The organism is Methylophaga muralis (genome assembly GCF_001720165.1).
GTDB lineage: Bacteria > Pseudomonadota > Gammaproteobacteria > Nitrosococcales > Methylophagaceae > Methylophaga > Methylophaga muralis.
The window spans coordinates 1-23,353 of sequence record NZ_MCRI01000015.1 but is presented as its reverse complement, the minus strand read 5'-3'; the positions used below and the strand labels follow the sequence as shown (position 1 = coordinate 23,353).

The window sequence follows — 23,353 nt, the reverse complement described above, 5'->3', positions numbered from 1 at the left end:
TAAGCTGAATATGCAAACCTAAGCGAATTTGCCAGCACGTATAATCATTGCTTGATAATGACATTAAACATTTTAGCTGTCTGGAAAGACAACCCTTTATTACAAATAAGTCCAAGGCTTGGACAGCACTGCTTTTCATTATGCAAAAAAGAATCAAACATTATTTACTGTTCAGTTGCGGCTGGTTATGTGTCGTTTTAGGCATTATTGGTGCCCTGCTGCCTGTTGTTCCGACCACACCATTTATGGTGCTCGCTCTGGCATGTTTTGCCGAGACATCTCCACGTTTTCATAATATGTTGCTGAATAACCGCTGGATTGGCGCACCATTAAAACAGTGGGATCAAACCAAGACCGTTCGGCGACGTACTAAAATCCAGGCGGTTATCATGCTGGTAATTGCTTTTAGCTTTTCCATTACGATGTTATGGGGTCGTACCGGCATGCAACTGATGGTGCTGGGTTTGGCAGTAATAATGATAGGCTTTGTGCTGAGATTAAAAGAAGCTGAGCCGAAATATGAAGATTGATGAGCTTATCAAACAACGTCACAGCACCCGAGCCTTTATCGACAAAGCGGTAGACGAAAAGCTTATCCATGACATACTCGACACCGCCCGATTTGCACCTTCTGGCGCCAATACTCAGCCCTGGCAAGTTGCCGTAGTGACTGGTAAGACCAAACAGCAAATCAGTGAGTGTTTGGTTGAGGCTTTTCAAAGTGGTGTTAAGCCAAAACCTGACTACCCTTATTATCCCGAAACCTGGCGCTCAACTTATATCGAACGCCGCCGTGCCTGTGGTTTGCAGCTTTATCAAAGTTTACAGATTGATCGAAAAGATAAGCTGGCTCAACAGCAACAATGGGAAGCTAATTATCGGGCGTTTGATGCGCCGGTGATGTTGCTGTTTTTTATGGATGCAGAGATGCAGACCGGCTCGTTTCTCGATTTAGGTATGTTTCTGCAAAATTTGATGTTAGCGGCTCAAAACAAAGGTCTTGCCAGCTGTCCACAAGCGGCATTGGCCGAATATGCCGAACAAATTAAAAGCATTTTGCATTATCCTGCTGACACTATTTTGGTCTGTGGTATGGCTTTGGGTTATGAAGATGTTGATGCTGCGGTTAATCAATACCGCACAGCACGTGAACCGGTCGCCGCATTTACCCGCTTTTTTACCTGATTTTGGAGTTTTTATATGGATTTAACGACATTTCTAAGCACCTTAAATGATAATCCTTCGGCGCTGGATTTCGAAGATACCATTGCGGTGATTGATGCGAATTATCAATTCACGCCCACCGCATTTCATAACGGTGAGTTGCATAATGAGGCTGGAGAAAATAATGGCTCGTGCAAAATTCTGTTTTTTGGCATTTTGCACGAATTAGGTGAATCACAGACTTTGGCCTGCTTCGGTCGGTATTACCGAAGCGATGTCCTGCTCAACCCAAAAGGTGAAGATCACCAGAATATTCGTAACTTTCTAAAGTTTGGCTGGGATCGTGTGAGTTTTAATGGTGAAGCTCTTACCCCCAATCATTAAGACTGACAAATAAAAACCCCGAACGCAGAGTTTTGCATTCGGGGTTTAAATTGGTTTGCTTAGAGCAATACCCGCTCAATACCACCAGCTTTCACATTATCAATAAACTGTGTATGCCATTTGTCACCTAAAACATGTTTGGCCACTTCGACCACAATGTAATCAGTTTCAATGCCAGTATCTTCGCTGTAACGTGAAAGACCTTGCTGACAAGCCGGGCAAGAGGTCAACATTTTCACATTGCCTTTTACTGCTTTGTCTTGTCCGGTCAGCTCTTTAATGCCTTTGGTGATTTCTTCTTCCTTGCGGAATCGAACCTGTGTGGCAATATCCGGACGCGACACAGCAAATGAACCAGCCTCACCACAGCAGCGATCATTCAATGTCACCTGCTGGCCCAGTAAGGAAGCCGCCACATTGGTGGATTTGTAGGTTTTCATCGGTGTGTGACAAGGCTCGTGATACAAATATTGCACGCCATCCACACCTTCCATCTTGACGCCTTTTTCCATCAGATATTCGTGAATATCCAATAACCGGCAGCCAGGGAAAATCTTTTCAAATTCATATTTGAGCAGCTGATCCATACAGGTACCGCAAGACACGATAACGGTCTTGATATCCATATAGTTCAATGTATTGGCAACCCGATGGAATAATACCCGGTTGCTGGTGGAGATCGCCGTCGACTTTTCATCATCACCGATAGAAGCCTGCGGATAACCACAGCATAAATAACCCGGCGGCAATACGGTTTCCGTACCCACCTCATACAACATCGCCAAGGTCGCCAAACCTACCTGACTGAATAGTCTTTCGGAACCACATCCCGGGAAATAGAACACCGCATCCGAATCTTCTGTGACTTTGGTGGGATCACGCAGGATCGGCACCATTTTGTCATCTTCCAGCCCCAACATGCCTCGCGTGGTACGCGTTGGCAAATTGCCTGGCATCGGTTTTTTGACAAAATGTACAACCTGTTCCCGGATCGGTGTTTTACCCGTAGTAGGCAACGGCCGTTTTTTCTTGCGATTCGCTAATATCCCTAAATATTTTGCTGCCGCATGTGCCAGTCGCTGAGCTTTGAAGCCCATTTGAATCATGGTTTTATGCATGATTTTAACGGTTAACGGATCTGTTGCATTCAGATACGCCATCGAAGACCAGGTGCCCAGATTCATATGCCGTTTGCCCTGCTTTTTCAGCACGGCACGCAACTTCATCGACACATCACCAAAATCGATATTCACCGGGCATGGGTTCAGGCAGCGATGACAAACTGTGCAATGATCAGCTACATCATTCATTTCTTCAAAATGACGTACTGATATGCCGCGGCGGGTTTGTTCCTCATAAAGAAACGCTTCCATAATCAAACCGGTACCCAGGATCTTGTCGCGCGGCGAGTAATACAAATTGGCACGCGGCACGTGGGTAGTACATTCTGGTTTACATTTACCGCAACGCAGGCAGTCCTTGATATCGTTGTTGATCTCACCCAAGTCACTGGCTTCAAGAATCAATGCTTCCTGCTGCAATAATCTCAATGATGGCGTGTAGGCATTTTCTAATCCGGAGCCTGCCAGCAATTTACCGGCGTTGAAACGACCAAACGGATCGACTTTTTGTTTATAACCGGCAAAGGCATCAATTGTAGCTTTGTCCAGATATTGCATCTTGGTAAGACCAATACCATGCTCACCGGAGATAACACCGCCCAAATCACCTGCCAGTTTCATAACATCATCAACGATCAATTCTGCTTCATGCATCATTTGATAGTCGTTGGAGTTCACCGGAATATTGGTGTGCACGTTACCATCGCCCGCATGCATATGCGTGGCCACAAACAGACGGCTTGAACGCAGCTCTTTATGAATCTCATCCAGCTTATTGCGCAATGCTTCCAGCGATTGCCCCTGGAACATTTCTTTAAGCGGCTTTTCAACTTCTTTACGATAGGAAACGCGAAGATCACGGCGCTGCAACACATTAAATAAGGTATCACTTTCCGCCAGCAGATTAATCACGCCATCGGCTAACAGTTCGCGATGATTCAAAGCCACTGAATCCAGATTATCTAAAACCTCTTTCCAGCGAGTCTGAACCACACGTAAATGGCTACATGCTGCATCAATTTTGGATTGCAGAATGGCGTCATTTTCCGCACTGTCATCGAGTTTTTTGACCGTTTGTTTTAACTCTTTCGGCTGACTGCTTAAAAACTGCAGCACCGCATCCACCATGCGTAATTTATTCTGGGTCGAGTGAATGATATTGATGCGTTCGATGCCGTCGTTATATTCTGACAGGCGTTCCAATGGAATAACCACATCTTCGTTAATTTTGAAGGCGTTGGTATGTTTGGCAATGGCCGCCGTACGCGCACGGTCAGCCCAGAATCGGGCTCGAGCTTCAGGGCTAACAGCAACAAACCCTTCACCTTCACGGGCATTTGATAAACGTACTACCTCAGAACTCGCTTCAGCCACCGCGTCTTCATCATCACCGACGATATCGATCAGTAGTACCATTTTGGGTAATTCTGAACGTGGCGCTTTAGTGCTGTAATCCACGGCTTTTACATAACGTTCGTCCAGATGTTCCATACCCGCCAACAACACTTTTTTGTTGTTATCAAGGAAATCTTTGGTTTCCACAATTGCCGGCACGGCTTTACTCAGATCGTTACCAAAGAATTCCAGGCACACGGTGCGAATAAATTGCGGCATACGATGCAATACAAATACTGCAGAAGTAATCAGGCCATCACAGCCTTCTTTCTGGATGCCGGGCAAACCGCCCAAAAATTTATTGGTAACGTCTTTACCCAAGCCGAGCTTACGTAATTGTTGAGCGGGAATAGCAATGTCTTCCGGCTCTTCCAATAAAGTTTTGCCATCAGCCTGAAAACGGCTGATACGGAAAGTCGCCATCTCAATATCATGGATTTTGCCCATGTTGTGATTAAGCCGCTCCACTTCCATCCAGGTAGCATCGGGGGTCACCATTCTCCAGGAGACCAGATTGTCCAGCGCAGTTCCCCACATAACGGCTTTTTTACCGCCGGCATTCATCGCCACATTACCACCGATAGTGGACGCATCCTGAGAGGTAGGATCAACCGCAAATACCAGACCATGCTTGCCAGCAAGATCAGATAAACGTCGGGTAACCACCCCTGCTTCAGCCCTGACGGTGGCTACTTCATCATCACGTCCATGAAGTTTGCGATAGACAACCGATCCCAAGCCTTCCAGCTTTTCGGTATTGATCACCACGCTGTCAGCGGTCAAAGGAATCGCACCACCGGTATATCCAGTACCACCACCGCGTGGAATAACCGTTAATCCCAACTCGATACTGGCGGCGATAATGGCAGCCATTTCTGCTTCAGTATCCGGTTTAATAACTGCAAGTGGATACTCTACACGCCAGTCTGTGGCATCCGTTACGTGTGAGACTCGGGACAAACCATCAAAACAGATATTGTGTTTTTTGGTGACACGGCTAAGACGGCGCATCACCACTTTGCGGCGATCGGCAGTTGCCAGCAATTCACGCTCAAATTTTTCTACTGCCTTACGGGCTGCTTGTTCCAGCTGTAATGCCAGTTGATTATCGTTTTCTGTCGCACGCTGACGGATCTGATCCAAACGGTGATGCAAAGCATGGCGCAATGAATCCCAGCGCTTGCTGTTTTCAATCAAATCATCCTGAATATACGGATTACGGGTGATAACCCACATATCGCCCAGCACTTCAAACAGCATCTTTGCACTGCGGCCTGTTTTGCGTTGTTCACGTAACTGTTGCAGAATTTCCCACATCGGTTCTCCCAGATATCGAATAACGATTTCGCGATCTGAGAAAGAAGTATAGTTGTAGGGGATTTCTCTTATACGAGTTGACATAATGGGTCAGCTAATCCTGATTGAGAAGTGAATTTAATCGCAGATTTTAACACGAAGCCCGCTATTATAAGACCCATTTATAGTGAGCCTTTTGCCGGAAGTGGCAGTTAACGAGAAAAATATGGAAATTATACAAATTGTTGCACTTGCCCTGTTACAGGGCCTGACTGAATTCCTGCCCATTTCAAGCTCCGCTCATTTAATACTGCTACCGATTATTGCCGGTTGGGAAGATCAGGGACTGGCTTTTGACGTTGCTGTGCATGTTGGTACATTGGCTGCGGTCATTTTTTATTTTCGCGCCACTATCAGACAACTTATCGCAGACTGGTTTCGCTCACTGCAACAAAGACAAACCGTAGGTGAAAGTAAATTAGCCTGGGCAGTAATTCTTGGCACCATTCCGGTTGGCCTTGCCGGATTGTTTTTAGGCGACTTCATAGAATTATTCCTACGCAGTCCGCTGGTCATAGCCGCCACTACTATTATATTCGGCCTGTTATTAGGCTTTGCAGACTGGCAAGGCAAACGAGATCGCACTGAACAACAAATGAGCTGGAAAGATATTCTCATTATCGGTGTAGTTCAGGCATTAGCATTAATTCCCGGTACTTCACGCTCAGGTGTTACTATGACCGCAGCGTTGATGTTGGGTTTGACACGGGAAGCCGCTGCCAGATTCTCCTTTTTATTATCAATACCAGTAATTTTTCTTGCCGGTAGTTTGGAAACAATCAAACTAATTGAAGCGGATCAAGCTACGGATTGGTTTGCTTTAACTGCAGGTGCTATTTTTTCTGCGATTAGTGCATATCTTTGTATCTTTTTGTTTCTGAAATTACTTGAACGGATAGGTATGTGGCCTTTTGTCATTTACCGCTTAGCACTTGGTGGCATCCTGCTGTTTATATTTAGTTAATTGCAGTTGACATACTTTGCTCGAATCCGTAACATTCTCCCTCTTTATTTGACCGCATGCGTATATTTTCAGGAGCACCCCGCGGAATGAAAACCTTAAGTGCAAAACCAGCAGAAGTTCGTCGCGACTGGTTCGTAATTGATGCCGATGGCAAAACTCTGGGCCGTATGGCAACAGAAATCGCTCGCCGTCTGCGCGGCAAACACAAAGCTATCTATACACCTCACGTTGATACTGGCGATTACATTGTTGTTGTGAACGCTGAAAAACTGCGTGTATCTGGCAACAAAATGAAAGATAAAATTTACTATCACCACACTGGTCACATCGGTGGTATCAAATCTATCTCGCTGGAAAAACAACTGGACAAAGCGCCTGAGCGTGTTATCCAGACAGCAGTGAAAGGCATGTTGCCTAAAAATCCTTTGGGCCGTGCTATGTTCAGCAAACTGAAAGTTTATGCTGGTACTGAACATCCACACGCAGCTCAACAACCTAAAATGCTCGAAATTTAATCGGATAACGTCATGGCAGATTCTTACTACGCTACAGGCCGCCGCAAAAGCTCAACCGCTCGTGTATTCATGAAGCCAGGCAGCGGCAACATTACCATCAACACTCGCAGCCTTGAAGATTACTTCGGTCGTGAAACATCTCGCATGGTTGTTCGTCAGCCACTTGAACTAGTTGAAATGCTAGATAAAGTCGACCTGAAAATCACCGTTCGTGGTGGTGGTAATAACGGTCAAGCTGGTGCGATTCGTCATGGTATCAGCCGCGCATTAGTTGAATACAACAGCGAACTGAAAACTGACTTACGTAGCGCAGGGTTCATTACTCGTGATGCTCGTGCCGTTGAACGTAAGAAAATCGGTCTGCATAAAGCACGTAAGAAACCACAATTCTCAAAACGTTAATACGACGTTTTCAGAACAAAAAAACCACCTTCGGGTGGTTTTTTTTGTTTAAAACTTCACAAACAGCTTGAATCATGTTATCTAATAGACTGATTTTGTTAGACTATAAAAAGGATAAGAGAGATGAGAATACAGGGCATTATTGGACTGATTGGATTACTGACCTGCTTCAGCGTTCAAGCGCAATCCCCAGAAATCGCTATCTCAGCAGGTAGTTTTGAAGTTTTTGAAGACAGCTCACTAGAGTTGGGCATTGAATATCGTTTTGCATCACAAGAATCCTTTTTCAACATCATTCCTGCTGTAGGTGTCAGCGCGAATACCGATGGTGGCTATTGGGCTCATGCTGGCGGCCGATACGATATCAATCTCGGTGAGAGATGGATTTTAACTCCTCAGCTCGCCGTAGTGGGTTATGAGGATGGAGATGGTCAGGATCTGGGTAGCGGCTTTTTATTTCGTTCAGGCATTGAGCTTGGTTACCGGGTAGCTCCAGGTTCCCGTCTGGCATTAACGCTCTATCATATGTCTAATGCCAATCTCGCCAAAAACAATCCTGGTTCAGAATCATTGATCCTGAGCTACACTTTTTCACCGTTTAATCGCTGAGTTTTTTATAAAATAAACCTTTGCCCTCAGGCTGCGTTTTAAATCGCCGATGCATCCACAAGTATTGCGCCGGCGATTTTTTTATTTCCGCTTCGACCCAATCATTGACTCTCTGCGCATCTGCCAAGTCATCGCCAATTGGGTAATTCTCCCATGCAGGCCCGATATCAATTGAATAGTTGCCATTAGCCAAGCGCCTCGGCACATAAGGCACAATGGCTGCCCCACTCATTTTGGCAAGTCGTGCCGTCGCCGGGATAGTCGCCGCATTAATACCAAAAAATTTCGCAAACACACTGGTTCTACGGCCAAAATCTTGATCCGGGGCATACCATACAACCTTATTTTTCTTTAAAGCTCGTAACATGCCTCGCATATCCGCCTGTAACACTGTGCCTTCACTATGGCGTTCGCGTTGAACTAGCATTACCGCATTGAAGAGCGGACTTTTCAGTTCTCGAAACATGACATAGCACGGCTGCTTCAACATGATCAGCCGTCCACCTAACTCCATACTGGTAAAGTGTCCTGTTAATAACAGCACACCCTTGCCCTTTGCCAATGCATTTTGAATATGTTCAAGACCATGGTATTCAACGCGTTTTTGCAGACTTTTATCACTGGCCCACCAACTCACAGCGGTTTCAATCGGCATCATGCCCATCGTCAACATATTTTCTCTAAGTAAACTTTCGCGTTCGCTTGATGGCATATCAGGAAAACATAATTCAAGATTCCGTTTGGCGACTCGCTCGCGATCTTTCATAAATAATCGCATCAAGCGCCCTAAGTTGCGACCAGCAAAAAGTTGCCATGATTTTGGCAAATAAATCGAAAGTCGCATAAGCAGCAAGCCAAGCCAATTAGGCCAGAATCGAGGGTGAAGGAATTTTTTACTGAGAATTTTCATCGCGGCATTAACAATACAAAACAGCGTCTATGCTATCATCCCAACTCAATTTAAGCTTAAAAAACTCCCTGCAGTGAGACCAATTTGAAAGTTTTTTACTCAATTTTATTCTATCTTGCTACGCCACTTATTCTAATGCGATTAATCTGGCGAGGATTTAAAGCACCGGATTACTTTAAACGCTGGAATGAGCGTTTCGGATTTATTAAATCGCGTACATCTACACAAAAACTCATCTGGGTTCACGCCGTATCGGTAGGCGAAGCTGAAGCCTGCAGACCTTTGATTCAAGGTTTACAACAACGTTATCCTGCACACAAAATTCTTATCACCACCATGACACCGACCGGAAGTGCACGGGTGAAAATGCTGTTTGCTGATAAGGTAATGCATGTCTACCTGCCATATGACCTCCCTTTTGCTGTGAAACGATTCTTGAAAGCAATGCGCCCTCAATTTGGCGTCATTATGGAAACAGAGCTTTGGCCAAACTTGATCATGGAATGTGCAAAACAGTCCATACCTTTGGTCATCGCAAATGCACGATTATCTGCACGCAGTGCACGTGGTTATCAGAAAGTAAGCAAGCTGGCAGGACAAATGCTACAAAGCTTGCCATTGATTGCTACGCAAACTCATAGCGATCGTGAACGATTTATACAATTGGGTGCCGCGAAAGAAAAAGTACATGTTGTTGGCAATCTGAAGTATGAAATCACCCTACCCGCCAGTGCTATTGAACGAGCCGAAGCTATTCGTGCTTTATGGGGTAATCGGCCGGTATTTATTGCTGCCAGCACCCATGAAGGTGAAGAAGAACAGATTATAGATGCGGCTCGCAAAATTCGCGGGCAGTTTCGTGATTTATTATTGATTATCGTACCCCGCCATCCTGAACGTTTTGACCGAGTTGCAGCTTTATGTCGACGCTCAGGATTAAACACACTGCGTAGAAGTGAAGGTAAGCCTTGTAACAGCCAAGTTCAGGCCTTAGTTGTCGATTCCATGGGTGAGCTGTCCACCTTTTATGGAACCGCTGATGTAGCCTTTGTCGGGGGCAGCTTGGTTGCTCATGGTGGTCATAACCTATTAGAACCGGCAGCGCTTTCCAGACCCGTCATTATCGGGCCGCATTATTTTAACTTTCTTGAAGTCACCAAACAGTTTGTGGAGCATCATGCCGCTATTGAAGTAAAAAATGCTGAGCAATTAGCCGATACTGTGATTGATTTATTAACAGCGCCGCAACGTCGAGCCGAAATGGGTGATGCAGGTCGGCAATTAATTGAACAAAGTAAGGGGGCAAGTCAGCGCCTGCTTAACCTTATTGATATTTATATCAGTCATGCTAAGCGATGAAGACTGGATGCGTCAGGCTTTGTTGCTGGCGCAGCAAGCTGAGCAACTGGGAGAAGTACCCGTTGGCGCAATCATTGTATTAGACGATCAGATTATCGGCTCTGGATGGAATCAACCCATCAGCCAACATGATCCGACAGCACATGCCGAAATTATTGCTTTGCGTGCAGCCTGTTTGCAGCAACAGAACTATCGACTACCTAACGCCACAATGTATATCACATTAGAACCCTGCATCATGTGTGCTGGAGCCATTGTGCATGCGCGAATTGAGCGAGTGGTATTTGCTGCAGCTGAGCCTAAAACCGGCGCTGCCGGTAGTTGTTTTAATGTTTTCAATACTCCACAACTGAATCACCGCGTTAAATGTGAGGGCGGACTGTTAGCTGACGAAAGTAGTGCAATACTTAAAACTTTTTTCCGATCTAAGCGATAAACATCACATTTACTAATGTTTACCGCCGAATTTGGGGAAATTAAGGTGTGCAAACCAATACTTATGTAGCATAATTTTGTGCCCTACTGACAGTAGTGATGTTTTGAAAAAGCTATTTTTTCTCATTCTCATGCTCTGCATATTAAACGCTTGCAGCACTTCCAGTAATCAACTTGAACAGATTCTGGAACGCGGCGAACTGCGAGTCGTCAGCCGTTATGGTTTAACCAGTTATTACACTAACTCTGGTCAGCTTGCAGGATTTGAGTTCGATCTGGCACAAGCTTTTGCAGATTATCTGGGGGTTGAACTCAAAGTAACGGTTCCCAATACACTCAGTAAAACTTTGGATATGATTGAGAATGGTCAGGCAGATATCGCTGCGGCTGGATTAACCATTACCCGAGCAAGGCAAAACCGGTTACGTTTTGGGCCGATTTATCATGAAGTGACTCAACAATTAATTTATCGTCACGGCAGCCCTAAACCCCGTGATATTACTGAAATCAGCAGCGGTCAGTTAGAGATTCTTGCCAATAGCAGCCATGCTGAACAGCTCGCCTTATTGCAACAAGAAATTCCACTACTCTCATGGACAGAAAATCAATCTATCGATTCAAGTGGCCTATTACAGCTGGTTCAACTTGAATTAATTGATTACACCATTGTTGATTCTAATGAGATGTCGGCCAGTCATGGTCTATATCCCGAATTACGTGTCGCTTTTGATGTTTCGGATCCTCAACCTCTTGCCTGGGGAATGCGCCGCAGTGAGGATATGAGTTTACAACTCGCGGTAACAGCTTTTTTTGAAGAAATTGAAAACACAGGCTATCTGGATCAATTGATTGAAACCTATTTCGGTCATATCCGTCGTTTTGACTATGTCGATTCCCGCGCCATTCATCGCCGAATCCAAACGCACCTGCCTCAATACGAATCGATGTTTAAAGCGGCCGCATTAGCCTATGGTTATGATTGGCGATTACTGGCGGCTATGGCCTATCAAGAATCACACTGGAATCCGGAAGCTGTTTCCAGTACCGGTGTTCGGGGCTTAATGATGCTCACTCAGGCCACCGCCAATGAAATGGGGGTTACTGATCGGGAAGATCCTGAGCAAAGTATCTTTGCTGGTACGGCCTATTTGACCATTATAAAGAACCGTTTGCCTGAGCGTATTGCCGAACCGGATCGAACCTGGCTGGCTTTGGCAGCCTATAATATTGGTCTGGGTCATCTGGAAGATGCTAGGATCCTTACCGAAAAAAATGGCGGTAATCCAGATCGCTGGGCCGATGTTCGTGAAAATTTGCCGTTACTGGCAAAACAACAGTGGTTTAGTCAGACTCGTTATGGTTATGCCCGTGGTGGAGAACCTGTACGTTTTGTCGGTAATATCAGGCGTTACTACGATATCATGCTGCACCATGATGAGGTCAACCGAAACTCGACCACACCGCCGGCAGAACCCAATCAGACACTGCCAGCAGCCTTATAAAAGGCAAAAAAAAGCCGGTTAATTAACTAACCGGCTTTTTTAATTCTAAAGCGCTTTATTTTTCTGCTTCAATTTTTTCAATCAAATGCTCAACGACATTTAACATTTCAGTCATGCTGCCGGCTTTAGGAGCATCGGTATGATATCGCCCATCAACGATGATTGAAGGTACGCCGCTTACACCTGCCGTTTGGCTGATCACCAGAGCTTTTTTCACATTGGTTTTAACGGTAAATGAATTCATAGTTTCCAGGAATTTGTCACGATCAATACCTTGCTCAGCAACAAAATCCAATAAACGCTCTTCTGTATCCAAACGACGTTTATCAATATGAATGGCATTAAATAAGGCTTTATGCAGTTTCTCAAAATCCCCTGTCACTTGTGACGCATAAAAAACTCTTGCCAGTTGCAACCAGCTATCACGAAAAATAGCCGGTACCTGAGTAAATTTAACATTCTCAGGCAAGGTTTCTTTCCACTGCATAATTTGTGAATCTAAGGTAAAGCAATGCGGACAGGAATAAGAAAATAATTCCATGACTTCAATCTGTTCACCGGAAGTGTTTTTTGCCATACGCTGAGAGGTAGGCTCATAATGCTCACCTTCTTTGTATTTTGCTGAGTCTGCTGACACAGAAAATGGCACCAGCAAAGCTGCTGTGGTCAGTAACAGAGCGCGGAATGATCTTGTCATTTAAATATCCTTAAATTTTAAAATTACAAACTGCCGTAAGAATGAAGACCGGACAGAAACATATTGACACCTAAAAAGGCAAATAAGGTCACAAACAACCCGACAATTGCCCACCAGGCCATCGGTACACCATTCCAGCCTTTTGTCATACGCATATGTAACCAGGCAGCGTAGTTTAACCAGACAATCAACGCCCAGGTTTCTTTTGGATCCCATGACCAGTAGCCACCCCAAGCTTCTGCTGCCCACAAGGCGCCAAGTATGGTTGCCACGGTAAAAAAGGCAAAGCCCAAGGCAATGCTTTTATACATTAAGTCATCCATCATGGTCAGTGGTGGCATAGCTTTAACCAAGCCACTGTCAGGATTCTTGTTAGCTCGCCAACTGACCAGCAAATAAGCGATTCCGATCATGGCAGCCATAGCAAATGCACCGTAACCGATGAAATTTGCCGGTACATGAATTTTCATCCAATAACTCTGCAGTGCAGGAACCAATGGCTGAATTTCATGCGCATTGCGTTCAAACGCATACCAGAGTTGGAAAATAACGGCAGCGGAAATGACCAATAAAACAAAACCACCCAAACTACGGACTTGATAGCGACGTTCGTAAAATAAATAAATCAGTGCAGTTACAACGGCAAACAGGATAAAGACTTCATACAGGTTGCTGACCGGAATATAACCAATATCAGCCCCCATCATATGGGTCTCACGCCAACGTACCATCAGACCGGTCATACCAAATGTAGTTGCTATCCAGGTAAAGGCACTACCAACTTTTTCGGTATAACTGGAACGGAAAATCAATCCGCCAAAATAAGTGAAGGTTGCGGCAATGAAAAACACACTCATCCACATGATTGCAGATTGACTGGCCAGCATGTATTTGAGAACGCCATTGGTTTCAGCGGCACCCAGATCGCTTCCATACAGTTGCAAAGCAATTAAACTTAATATCGCAACAGCAATTGAGTGTCCTCTAAAACCGGGCCATTTATTACCCACCATTGCCATACTGATAGCGGTAAAAATTAGAATGGAAACTTCATAAACATCCAGCACTTCTTGGTAAACCGTCAAAATACCTATGGTTGCCAGTAATAAAAGGCCGTACCACCACCAAGTATGGGCAGCAGGTTTTGTCATTATTTCAGTATTTGTTGTCATAGGTTTCTCATACTCTTTATCGCGCTTTCATTTATGAACCTGGCTAAAGGTTGGAGTTCCCCGTTTTAGCCGCCAGCTGTGTTCTTTGCTCGTTGAAAAATGTATCAAATTCTCGTGCGTTTCGATTGGTTGAACCCGCCAGAATAATGTTGGTTTGACCGTTCTCCTGTTCAAGCCATGCCCAAAATCGTCTTTGAGGAAGGTAGAACAAGAGAAAAATACCAATTACTAACAAGGCGCAGCCGAAATACACCACATTTTTGCCAGGCGCTTTAGCAATTTGCAGGCCTGTTGATTGGATATGTTCAAAATCGGTCAAATGTAAAAATACCGGCGAGCCATAACGCGACAAGGTACCAATGCTATCGACCGTATCCTGTAAAAACAGTAATTGTTCATTGCTGACTGTTTCAGCATCAATTCCATCCATGCTGAAATAAATCCGCGCCAGCATTTCTCGTAACATTCCTAGATAAGCAGGCGCCAAATTGTCACGTTCTGCATCCGGAAGATTGTTGTCAATAAAGTCCCTGACCTCATCAAAACCACCACGCACAAACATTTTAATAAGGGTTTCCAGAGTTTGTTGCAAACTCTCTTCCAGCGATTCGTCTCGCTCCGGCAACATAGCCAGCGCCTCAATCATCATCGAATTAGCAATACTCGATACTAATTGCTGATCTCGAAGCAGAGCTGAATATTGCAGGAAACGATTCAGGCTGCCATCTTCATCAACAGGTAAATAGAGATAAGCAAAAGACTCGGACGGAGTATTCCGCACACCACTTAAAAAGTACTCGCGACCATCACGTTCTACAGGAAACATATAGTTTTCATATTCCCTGGCTTCGCCTGTCTGAGTACGCAACTTGAACGTAAAGTTCGGGCCAAAGTCACGAACATTTCGCGAATCGTCTTCAGTGGGATCCGGGTTGATATTGAATGGGCGGAAATCAATCATTTCCAGCTGCATGCTTTCCTCACCCCACAGCATTTGCCGATTTTCAAATACTTTGGTCTGGATAGACACGGGCTCGGTACCAGCTCGACTATCTAATGGCCAGGCATCAAGACTTAATATTGAACCGCCATCACTGAAACTGGCTTGATAAATAGCATGGCCACGATAAATCAAAGGATGATTTACTGCGATAGTTGCTTCCATAGGCGCATCCAACTCATCATCGTGAATCACTAAATCAGACTCAAATGATTTCGGTTGACCGTTTGGATAATGTTCAATTCGGAAATCTTTAACTTCAATACGAAACGGCAAAGCTTGTAACAAATAACCGTCACGCACTGGTAAAAAAACTACTTCTGACGCCTTACCTTCCGGAATACTAACTGAACCTCTAAATCCCTGATTGCCCTCTCCCAGCCGACTCTCAGCCGGAATCTCACGAATAGATAGATCGCGGGTTTCAATTTTGATATCGCCGCGCCATTCTGCAAGCTTAAGCGGCATATTGCTGTCAAATAAACCACCGACACATATGACTACAATCGCAATGTGGGTGAATAAGTAGCCGAGACGATTCATCCCGCCACGCATGGCGGAAATTAGGATCGCATCTTCTTGTTTGACAGTTTGCCGACTGCGAAAGCCGAGATTTTTGAATTCCTGTTGCAGATTATTGGCAACGGTTTGCAGGGTATTATTTGATTGCCATTGAGCATTGTGATGCATGGCTTTTAGTGATTTTTTCTGCACATTAGTGCGCAGTTGCCACATCTCTTTGGTCATAGCGGGAAAATGACGGATAACACAGACAGATGTTGAAATAACCAATAACGCCAGGATGGCGACAAACCACAAAGCACTATAAACATCATAGAGCCCGAGCTTATCGAAGACATCAAACCAGTAAGGTCCAAATTTGATGACATAATCAGCATAAGGTTGATTTTGCTGCAGAACGGTACCGATAACAGAGGCGATGGCCAATGTCAGCAAGAGCGTAATAGCCAATTCCATTGAGCCGATAAATAATAATAAACGGCGAGTAAAACTCAGGCTGGATGGACCTTTTTTTGTGGCGTCAGACATGAAATTGCTCAAAAATGGGCTGATTTTTAACTCCGGTGCAATTTTAGATAATTGCACCGGAGCAACATCAGCAATTAATGCAGACCGGATACATAAGCGGCAACCGCTTTGATCTCTTCCTCTGTCATTTTAGAAGCAATATCACGCATCATACCGTTAGGATCGTTATGACGTTCCCCATTAGCAAAAGCATGTAATTGCGCTTCTGTATAGGCACGATATTGAGCAGATAGTTTCGGCCATTTCGCCGAAGGCATGCCGCTTCCGTTTGGTCCATGACATGCCATGCAGGCTGGTACACCAGACTCACTGTTTCCACCGCGATAAATCTGTTTGCCAAGTTCTAACAAATCCTCACTTACCGCGCCTGGGGTGGCTTCTTTGCTGGCATAAAATGCCGCTAAATCAGCCATATCTTCTTCAGACAAACCGGCAACCATTGGCGCCATGATGGCATTTTCACGTTTACCGCTTTTGAATTCGACCAGTTGTTTGTAGAGATAACTGGCATGTTGTCCAGCCAGTTTAGGATACATATCTGATGGGCTGTTACCATCAGCGCCATGGCAGGCAGCACATACGGCTGATTTTGCCTTCCCGGCTGAGACATCACCTGCCGCTAAACCAAGTGGCGAACTCGTTACTCCCAAACCCAGCACCACCGCTGAAATAATTTTTTTCATTGTAATTCCTAGACACTAACTTTCGGATACAAAACTTCCGGTATGCTACTCTTATTGGCACTTTTTTGCACCTGGAAAGACTGACATGTCAGAGTTATACCGTAGCGCGCATTATACTGTCAGCGCGACACAATTGTCTCAATTGCCCTCCGACGCCGGATACGAAGTCGCTTTTGCGGGCAGGTCTAATGCCGGGAAATCCAGTGCTATCAACACTATCACCGGTATCAAAGCCTTAGCGCGCATTAGTAAGACACCCGGAAGAACACAAATGATCAATTTTTTTCATCTGGATGAAGAGCGCGCGCTAGTCGATCTTCCCGGTTACGGTTATGCCAAAGTCCCGGAAAAAATGAAGCTGAAATGGCAGGCAACCTTAAGCAAATATCTGGAAACGCGCCAATCTTTACGCGGATTAATGTTGATGATGGATATTCGTCATCCGTTAAAAAACTTTGACCTGCAAATGCTAGGCTGGGCAAAACAAGCTGAACTACCGATCCATATTCTGCTGACCAAATCAGATAAACTGGGCCGTGGAGCAGGTGGCAATACATTACAACAAGTTCGCAAAGAATTATCAGAGGCAGGTTTAGTGGCTTCGGTTCAATTATTTTCGTCTTTAAATCATCAAGGTCGTGATGAAGCTATACAGGTTCTGGATGAATGGTTTGAACTTTCAACGCCAGAACAACAATAGAAATATCTGCTAACACCATTAAATTACAAAATTTATGCTTCAGGTGATGGCAGATGTCGCCACTCTCTGCTACCGTTAACTGCAATGGGTGAGGTCTTACCAAACCATCTTCAGTTCTATGCTGAAAGCCGTTTCATGGCAACGCAGCCAAAGCCCCTCACCTAAACCTGTTTTTTTCCATAACGATGCCCATTCAAGGATTGCCGCTATGACGCCAAGATATACTGCGATTACTACCCCTTTGCCTGAACTTTATCAGACGTCAAAACTGGGTATGAACACGCTCGCTTTAACAGAAGATTTTAAACGCTATTTTGGAATTTATCTGGGACAGGACAAGGGCTGTGCTTCAGGTCATTACTTGTACTCAGCTATGGCGCACACACTGCGGGATAGATTGTTTGAAAGAATGAAAAACACCAAACATACCTATGCAGAATCAAAATGCAAACAAGCCTACTATCTCTCAATGGAATTTTTAATGGGTCGTGCCACTGGCAATGCCGCATTAAATTTGGGTATTGAAGAGCCATTGAAAAAAGCCTTGGTCAATCTTGGGCTTGAATATGAAGAACTTGCAGAGTTTGAACATGATGCAGGTTTAGGTAACGGCGGTCTAGGCAGGCTGGCCGCATGCTTTATTGATAGTTGTGCCACCTTACAACTACCGGTTACTGGTTATGGACTGCGTTATGAATATGGCATGTTTCAGCAAAAAATAGAAAATGGTCGCCAACAGGAAATGCCCGATCACTGGTTACGTGATGGTAATCCTTGGGAGCTTGAACGTCCTGAGTTCACTCAGCGAGTCAAATTTGGCGGACATACCGAATTACGTCGCAACACCAGCGGACAAATGGAAATCCAGTGGGTTGATACCAATGATGTTCTGGCAGTGCCATACGACTTACCAATTCCCGGTTATCAGAACGGAACCGTGAATCGCTTGCGTTTATGGAAAGCCGCTGCGACCGATGAATTTAATCTGGAAGATTTTAATGCTGGCTCTTATACCGAAGCCGTAGCTGCTAAAAATGAAGCAGAAAATATCAGTATGGTGCTCTATCCAAACGATGCCAGTGAAAATGGCAAAGAATTACGTTTGCGTCAACAGTACTTTCTTGCGTCAGCCAGCTTGCAGGATATTCTGGATTACTGGGTTAACACCCATGGTGAAGATTTTGAAAACTTTGCTGATAAGAATGTATTTCAACTAAACGACACACATCCGACCGTTGCTGTTGCTGAATTAATGCGTCTGCTGATGGATGAGCATCAATTGGGTTGGGACAAGGCTTGGAAAATTACTTCTACGACTATGGCCTATACCAACCATACTTTATTGCCTGAAGCACTGGAACGTTGGCCGGCAAATCTGTTTGGTCGTTTATTACCGCGTATATTGGAAATCATCTACGAGATAAACGCCCGTTTCTTGCGAGAAGTTGCCAATCACTGGCCTGGCGATAAAGAGCGTCTGGCACGTATGTCGATTATTGAAGAAGGTGCTCAGCAGCAAGTTCGTATGGCACATTTGGCTATTGTTGGCAGCTTTTCAGTTAATGGCGTTGCGGCCTTACATTCAGAATTACTGAAAAAAGGTTTGTTTGAAGATTTTTATCAATTGTGGCCGGAAAAATTCAATAACAAAACTAATGGTGTTACACAACGTCGCTGGATGGCCTGGTGTAATCCTGTGCTTAGCAAATTGATTACTGAAACTATCGGCGATAAATGGATCACTCGCCTCAGTGAATTGCAAAATTTAGCGCCTTTGGCTCACGATAAAGATTTTCAAAAATCCTGGCATGAAGCCAAATTTGAAAATAAAAAACGTCTGGCAGCATTGGTGGAAAAAGATTGTGGAGTAACTTTCAATCCTGAAGCTATGTTTGATATTCAAGTAAAACGGATTCATGAATACAAACGCCAGCTACTAAATGTTTTACATGTTATTCATCTCTATGATCAAATCAAACGTGGTCATACCGAAGGATTACCTAAACGCTGTGTCTTATTTGGTGGTAAGGCGGCTCCGGGTTACTTGATGGCAAAACAAATTATCAAGCTCATTAATAATGTAGCCGAAGTTGTGAATAACGATCCCGATGCGAACGATTGGCTTAAGGTCGTCTTTTTCCCTAACTATCAAGTCTCGGTCATGGAAGTTATCTGTCCTGCAGCAGATTTATCCGAACAAATTTCCACAGCAGGTAAAGAGGCATCTGGTACCGGCAATATGAAATTTATGATGAACGGTGCCATTACCATTGGTACCCTGGATGGAGCTAACATCGAGATCCGTGAAGAAGTGGGCGATGACAACTTCTTCCTGTTTGGTTTATCAGAAGAAGAAGTTGCCGAAAAACGTGGAAGCTATAACCCTCAAGCTATCATAGAAAATGATGCTGATTTGAAACGGGTGGTGGATCTATTGAAAGGTGGCCATTTCAATCAGTTCGAGCCAGGTTGTTTTGACAATATTATTCATGCCTTCACCAGCCCACATGATCCTTGGATGACAGTTGCTGATTTCCGCAGCTATATTGATGCACAACATCTTGCGGGACAGGCTTATTTAGATAAAGAACGCTGGACTTCAATGAGCATTATTAATGCGGCACAAAGCGGTAAGTTTTCAACTGACCGTACCATGGATGAATACAACCAGGATATCTGGAAACTTGAAAAAATAGCACCACACCCAGATAGTTAATCGCAGATATACTAATCCCCCGGCCTATAAACGAAATGACGTTATAGACCGGGGTGTTTTTTACGGTGGTTTCAGACTGGTAAAGTCCGTATAATTCGCGCTGTCAGCACAAACACAATGCGCCTGTAGCTCAGTTGGATAGAGTATCGGTTTCCGAAACCGAGGGTCACAGGTTCAATTCCTGTCAGGCGCACCATTTTCAGTGTTTAAAAATTCCACCATACCTATACCTATGAACCAACCCTCAAGGTTGGTTGTAATTCACATAGTCACTTCGATGAAATTTTCGCGAAGCTGAACTTCCGCTTTGGTTATGACTTAACTTGATTCTGATCTTGTTTGAAGCGGTGGTTCAACCTGCCCATACAGTTCAAGTTTGTTATAAAGTGTTTTAACCGTTATACCAAGCTGTTTTGCTGCTTGGGTTTTATTTTGCTGGCATGCATTCAAGGTTGAGATAATCAAGCTCTTTTCGGCTTCTTTGATAGATGTGCCTGGTCCAACACTGCTTTCACTTGTAACCTGAATATTGGAAAAATCAGGTAGTTCGGCCACTGTAATCATATCTTCCGCCAGAATATGCGCTCGCTCTACACAATGTTTAAGCTCCCTGACATTGCCCGGCCAACTGTATTGTGCAAAAACATCCAGCACTTCGTCTGCAAAAACTTTTCCGGTATTTGTTGCTTTATTACGATATGCAAGGAAATGTCTTGCCAACTCGATAGCATCATTATCACGATGGCGTAATGGCGGAATTTTGATGGGGAAATGTGCCAGACGAAAATATAGATCTTCACGAAGGAAACCAGATTCAATGGCTTCTTCGGGTTCTCGATTGGTTGCTGCAATAACCCTTACTTGAGACTGACGTACGACGTCACTACCCACGCGTCTGAATTCACCGCTTTCCAAAACGCGAAGTAATTTACTTTGCAATGCCAAAGGCATCTCGGTAATTTCATCTAATAACAAGGTCCCCTTTCCGCCTTGTTCAAAGAAACCGATATGTTGATTAACGGCACCTGTAAAAGCACCTTTTTCATGGCCAAACAATTCGCTTTCAACCAAATCTGCAGCCAACGCAGCGCAATTCACAGAAACCATGGGTTCACTGGCCCGCTCACTTTGTTCATGAATTGTTCTGGCTGCAACTTCTTTCCCACAGCCACTCTCACCAATCAAAAACACATTCGCATCTGTCTGGCTGACACGACGTATTAATCGATATAGCTTATGCATAACCGCAGAAGAACCTAAAAGCGAGCCATATTGGTCAAGGGTAGATGTAAATGTGGCAGTTTTACGTTGTTTTTTAAGATGTTTAAATTCTTCAGCAAACTCTCTGACAATTTCGACGAGGGGTGTAAAGTCTTTCATCTGTCGAAAATGATAAGCCACTCCCTGAGTCATCATCATGTCCAAGCATTTATTCGGCAGGCCATCACTTAATAAAATCCAATCTGCCGTGTTTTGTAATGGATGTGTTGAGAATAACTTACAGTCAGCTTCAGTGGCTTGTTGAGGCGCATAGATTACCAAGTCTGCTTGATAACTATGATCGCTAAGATCGGCTACCTGAATTAGACTAAAGTCGCATGCTGAAAGTAGATGACTCAATGTCGCTGACAGGACATCATCGGTCGTGATTAGTAGTAATTTAGGCATAAGACTCGTTATCAATTTAGTAATTGATTTTGAGTCTAACATTAGCTATCCGCGGGTTTCTTAACCTAGATAAAAGAGGCTGGAAATAATTTTCCAGCCTCTTTTTACAAGCAGATCCAATAATTTCAACTTACTCGACGTTGCAGAGGTTGTTCGCTTTTCAACCGTTGTAAACGATCTTGACTTAATTGAATATTTGCCAAGTGACCAGCTAAATATGAAGAAATTCGACGATCATTCATTCTTCTTACATAAATTTTAAAAATTTCTAATGATCGCTTTTCCATCATTTCTAAATCAGCGAGATGCTCTTTATTAATCAGCTCGCTAAATGTTCCGTATGCGAGCTTATAGATCGCTCGCATGGTCAAAGCTAACTCAGTGGTACTAGGCTCTGAGTTTTTTAATCCAGAAAAACGTTTGTTAATATCATTAACAATTTCAGCCCGTACCATAGCCATTTCACGAAACAACATTCTTATCTCGCTACTGACCGCCTTCCTTGCGGTCATATTGTAGAAGCTGTATCCATCTGCACAGATACTTTTCAACTCCTGAATAAGCTGTTGTTCTCTGCTATTTAACATGTGACGATCAGTTTGCCACGACAAGTTGATCTTTCACGTCCACGACCTTGTCATAGCCTCTGGCCATTTCAACTGCAAGATCTTTCTCAGTAGCGTTTTTCACATTACCTTTCAAAGTGACAACACCATTATCAGTGGAAACACTGATCTCTGAAGCTTCAAGCTCATCATGCGCTGCAAACTCCATTTTAAGACCCGCAGTCACCGTCATATCATGCCATGCACGACTGAAAGATTTATTATCACTATCGGCTGAATCGTCATTTCGATAGTTTGCATCTACAGTGAGATTATTTTTCACATCTGTAATGCCTTCAATATTCTTAGCAATCTCGCCCGCTAAATCTTTTTGGGTTTGGTTTTTTTACCTGCCCACTTAATACCGCTACACCATTATCAATATCAGTATCAATATTAAAGTTATTTAACTGGGTGTTGAGTAATAATGCCGTCTCCAACTTGCCATCTAACCAAGCATCTTTTGCTTCACCCTGCCAAGAATTATTGGCCATAACAGGCGCTGTCATTAAAGTTGTTATGGTCAAAACAGCTAAAGCATTCTTTTTAAAATTCATCATTTATCTCCTAAATTTAAGATGTCACACAGTTATTGTTGCCATAACCATGCCAACCAGATAAACAAATATTAATCAAACACTTACAACAAAACCACTCATATTGAACTAATAAATCATGTAGAAATTACAAATGTCTTCAGGAAAAATTTCATGTTTGAGGATCCTTAAATACAATAAAAAAGGCGCCCGTCGGCGCCTTCGTTTCGTTATAAGCGTTATCAAACGCTAATAATTTAATTGAGCACTTTTAAAAACCTGTTATTTGGTAAGTGCATCAATTTCTTTTTCGGCCTGATCTTTTGCCAGACCATAACGCTCTTGTAATAAGCCAGCCAGTTGCTGAGCATTACCTTTGGTTTGCTCAACTTCATCATCCGTCAAATCAC

The 23,353-nt window shown here is 44.0% G+C and carries 22 protein-coding genes and 1 tRNA gene; 13 read left to right on the top strand and 10 right to left on the bottom strand.

From position 1 onward, the window contains the following. The first annotated feature begins 140 nt into the window (after nucleotides 1-140). The 3 genes from A9E74_RS07805 to A9E74_RS07795 are packed head-to-tail and all read left to right on the top strand — an operon-like array spanning nucleotide 141 to nucleotide 1,548. Nucleotides 141-530, top strand: coding sequence for a YbaN family protein (locus A9E74_RS07805; RefSeq protein ID WP_069296077.1), 390 nt, complete (start codon nucleotides 141-143; stop codon nucleotides 528-530). Further along, nucleotides 520-1,185: a nitroreductase gene (locus A9E74_RS07800; protein WP_069296076.1), complete on the top strand. Its 666-nt coding sequence runs from the start codon at nucleotides 520-522 to the stop codon at nucleotides 1,183-1,185. Before A9E74_RS07805 ends, A9E74_RS07800 begins: the two co-directional genes overlap by 11 nt. A 15-nt stretch (nucleotides 1,186-1,200) precedes the next feature. Continuing rightward, a complete protein-coding gene (locus A9E74_RS07795) occupies nucleotides 1,201-1,548 on the top strand; it encodes a HopJ type III effector protein (RefSeq protein ID WP_069296075.1) in 348 nt (115 codons plus the stop codon). 59 nt (nucleotides 1,549-1,607) lie between these two features. Here A9E74_RS07795 and A9E74_RS07790 read toward each other — a convergent pair whose 3' ends face one another. Next, complete coding sequence (locus A9E74_RS07790) at nucleotides 1,608-5,465, bottom strand: DUF3683 domain-containing protein (protein ID WP_218104299.1); 3,858 nt, start codon at nucleotides 5,463-5,465, stop codon at nucleotides 1,608-1,610. Nucleotides 5,466-5,586: 121 nt separating this feature from the next. Here A9E74_RS07790 and A9E74_RS07785 point away from each other — a divergent pair, with 121 nt between their 5' ends. From A9E74_RS07785 to A9E74_RS07770, 4 genes are all read left to right on the top strand, one after another. Beyond that, nucleotides 5,587-6,384: an undecaprenyl-diphosphate phosphatase gene (locus tag A9E74_RS07785; protein WP_069296073.1), complete on the top strand. Its 798-nt coding sequence runs from the start codon at nucleotides 5,587-5,589 to the stop codon at nucleotides 6,382-6,384. Between the two features lie 86 nt (nucleotides 6,385-6,470). Beyond that, the gene (gene rplM / locus A9E74_RS07780; RefSeq protein ID WP_014705973.1) at nucleotides 6,471-6,899 is read left to right on the top strand and encodes a 50S ribosomal protein L13; all 429 of its coding nucleotides are present in this window, start codon (nucleotides 6,471-6,473) and stop codon (nucleotides 6,897-6,899) included. Between the two features lie 12 nt (nucleotides 6,900-6,911). Further along, nucleotides 6,912-7,301, top strand: a complete 390-nt coding sequence (gene rpsI, locus A9E74_RS07775; RefSeq protein WP_014705972.1) for a 30S ribosomal protein S9 — start codon at nucleotides 6,912-6,914, stop codon at nucleotides 7,299-7,301. 123 nt (nucleotides 7,302-7,424) lie between these two features. Then, entirely contained in the window at nucleotides 7,425-7,910 is a 486-nt protein-coding gene (locus A9E74_RS07770) for an acyloxyacyl hydrolase (protein ID WP_069296072.1), read from the top strand. On the opposite strand, the gene lpxL is transcribed toward A9E74_RS07770, so the two are convergent. Then, the gene (lpxL, locus tag A9E74_RS07765) at nucleotides 7,900-8,820 is read right to left on the bottom strand and encodes an LpxL/LpxP family Kdo(2)-lipid IV(A) lauroyl/palmitoleoyl acyltransferase (protein ID WP_069296071.1); all 921 of its coding nucleotides are present in this window, start codon (nucleotides 8,818-8,820) and stop codon (nucleotides 7,900-7,902) included. The genes A9E74_RS07770 and lpxL overlap by 11 nt on opposite strands. Before the next feature lie 135 nt (nucleotides 8,821-8,955). Between lpxL and waaA the strand changes: the two genes are divergently transcribed. Genes waaA through mltF form a run of 3 tightly spaced genes read left to right on the top strand, consistent with a single transcriptional unit; the run spans nucleotide 8,956 to nucleotide 12,116 of the window. Continuing rightward, the gene (gene waaA, locus A9E74_RS07760) at nucleotides 8,956-10,179 is read left to right on the top strand and encodes a lipid IV(A) 3-deoxy-D-manno-octulosonic acid transferase (protein WP_245652105.1); all 1,224 of its coding nucleotides are present in this window, start codon (nucleotides 8,956-8,958) and stop codon (nucleotides 10,177-10,179) included. Continuing rightward, the gene (tadA, locus tag A9E74_RS07755) at nucleotides 10,166-10,615 is read left to right on the top strand and encodes a tRNA adenosine(34) deaminase TadA (RefSeq protein WP_069296069.1); all 450 of its coding nucleotides are present in this window, start codon (nucleotides 10,166-10,168) and stop codon (nucleotides 10,613-10,615) included. Before waaA ends, tadA begins: the two co-directional genes overlap by 14 nt. Nucleotides 10,616-10,646: 31 nt before the next feature. Further along, the gene (mltF, locus tag A9E74_RS07750) at nucleotides 10,647-12,116 is read left to right on the top strand and encodes a membrane-bound lytic murein transglycosylase MltF (protein ID WP_425412313.1); all 1,470 of its coding nucleotides are present in this window, start codon (nucleotides 10,647-10,649) and stop codon (nucleotides 12,114-12,116) included. A gap of 55 nt (nucleotides 12,117-12,171) precedes the next feature. On the opposite strand, the gene A9E74_RS07745 is transcribed toward mltF, so the two are convergent. From A9E74_RS07745 to A9E74_RS07730, 4 genes are all read right to left on the bottom strand, one after another. Continuing rightward, the gene (locus A9E74_RS07745) at nucleotides 12,172-12,813 is read right to left on the bottom strand and encodes a thiol:disulfide interchange protein DsbA/DsbL (RefSeq protein ID WP_069296067.1); all 642 of its coding nucleotides are present in this window, start codon (nucleotides 12,811-12,813) and stop codon (nucleotides 12,172-12,174) included. A 23-nt stretch (nucleotides 12,814-12,836) separates the two neighbouring features. Beyond that, on the bottom strand, nucleotides 12,837-13,985 hold the full coding sequence (gene ccsB / locus A9E74_RS07740) for a c-type cytochrome biogenesis protein CcsB (RefSeq protein ID WP_069296066.1): 1,149 nt from the start codon (nucleotides 13,983-13,985) through the stop codon (nucleotides 12,837-12,839). 43 nt (nucleotides 13,986-14,028) lie between these two features. Next, nucleotides 14,029-16,035, bottom strand: coding sequence for a cytochrome c biogenesis protein ResB (locus A9E74_RS07735; RefSeq protein ID WP_069296065.1), 2,007 nt, complete (start codon nucleotides 16,033-16,035; stop codon nucleotides 14,029-14,031). Nucleotides 16,036-16,109: 74 nt separating this feature from the next. Continuing rightward, on the bottom strand, nucleotides 16,110-16,718 hold the full coding sequence (locus A9E74_RS07730) for a c-type cytochrome (protein ID WP_069296064.1): 609 nt from the start codon (nucleotides 16,716-16,718) through the stop codon (nucleotides 16,110-16,112). An 85-nt stretch (nucleotides 16,719-16,803) separates the two neighbouring features. On the opposite strand from A9E74_RS07730, the gene yihA reads away from it, so the two are divergent. The 3 genes from yihA to A9E74_RS07715 all read left to right on the top strand — a co-directional run bounded on the left by yihA (nucleotide 16,804) and on the right by A9E74_RS07715 (nucleotide 20,330). Then, the gene (gene yihA, locus A9E74_RS07725; protein ID WP_069296063.1) at nucleotides 16,804-17,418 is read left to right on the top strand and encodes a ribosome biogenesis GTP-binding protein YihA/YsxC; all 615 of its coding nucleotides are present in this window, start codon (nucleotides 16,804-16,806) and stop codon (nucleotides 17,416-17,418) included. A gap of 208 nt (nucleotides 17,419-17,626) precedes the next feature. Then, on the top strand, nucleotides 17,627-20,134 hold the full coding sequence (locus tag A9E74_RS07720; protein ID WP_069296062.1) for a glycogen/starch/alpha-glucan phosphorylase: 2,508 nt from the start codon (nucleotides 17,627-17,629) through the stop codon (nucleotides 20,132-20,134). A 119-nt stretch (nucleotides 20,135-20,253) separates the two neighbouring features. Then, a tRNA-Arg gene (locus A9E74_RS07715) sits at nucleotides 20,254-20,330 on the top strand. A gap of 122 nt (nucleotides 20,331-20,452) precedes the next feature. Here A9E74_RS07715 and A9E74_RS07710 read toward each other — a convergent pair. The 4 genes from A9E74_RS07710 to A9E74_RS14040 all read right to left on the bottom strand — a co-directional run bounded on the left by A9E74_RS07710 (nucleotide 20,453) and on the right by A9E74_RS14040 (nucleotide 22,967). Further along, on the bottom strand, nucleotides 20,453-21,802 hold the full coding sequence (locus tag A9E74_RS07710; RefSeq protein WP_069296061.1) for a sigma-54 interaction domain-containing protein: 1,350 nt from the start codon (nucleotides 21,800-21,802) through the stop codon (nucleotides 20,453-20,455). Nucleotides 21,803-21,927: 125 nt separating this feature from the next. Beyond that, nucleotides 21,928-22,389: a DUF2383 domain-containing protein gene (locus tag A9E74_RS07705; RefSeq protein WP_136554055.1), complete on the bottom strand. Its 462-nt coding sequence runs from the start codon at nucleotides 22,387-22,389 to the stop codon at nucleotides 21,928-21,930. 7 nt (nucleotides 22,390-22,396) lie between these two features. Further along, nucleotides 22,397-22,690, bottom strand: a complete 294-nt coding sequence (locus A9E74_RS14045; protein WP_084002997.1) for a BON domain-containing protein — start codon at nucleotides 22,688-22,690, stop codon at nucleotides 22,397-22,399. Between the two features lie 22 nt (nucleotides 22,691-22,712). Continuing rightward, nucleotides 22,713-22,967 (bottom strand): BON domain-containing protein, encoded by a 255-nt coding sequence (locus A9E74_RS14040; RefSeq protein WP_084002996.1) that lies wholly within the window; start codon nucleotides 22,965-22,967, stop codon nucleotides 22,713-22,715. Nucleotides 22,968-23,353 lie beyond the last annotated feature (386 nt).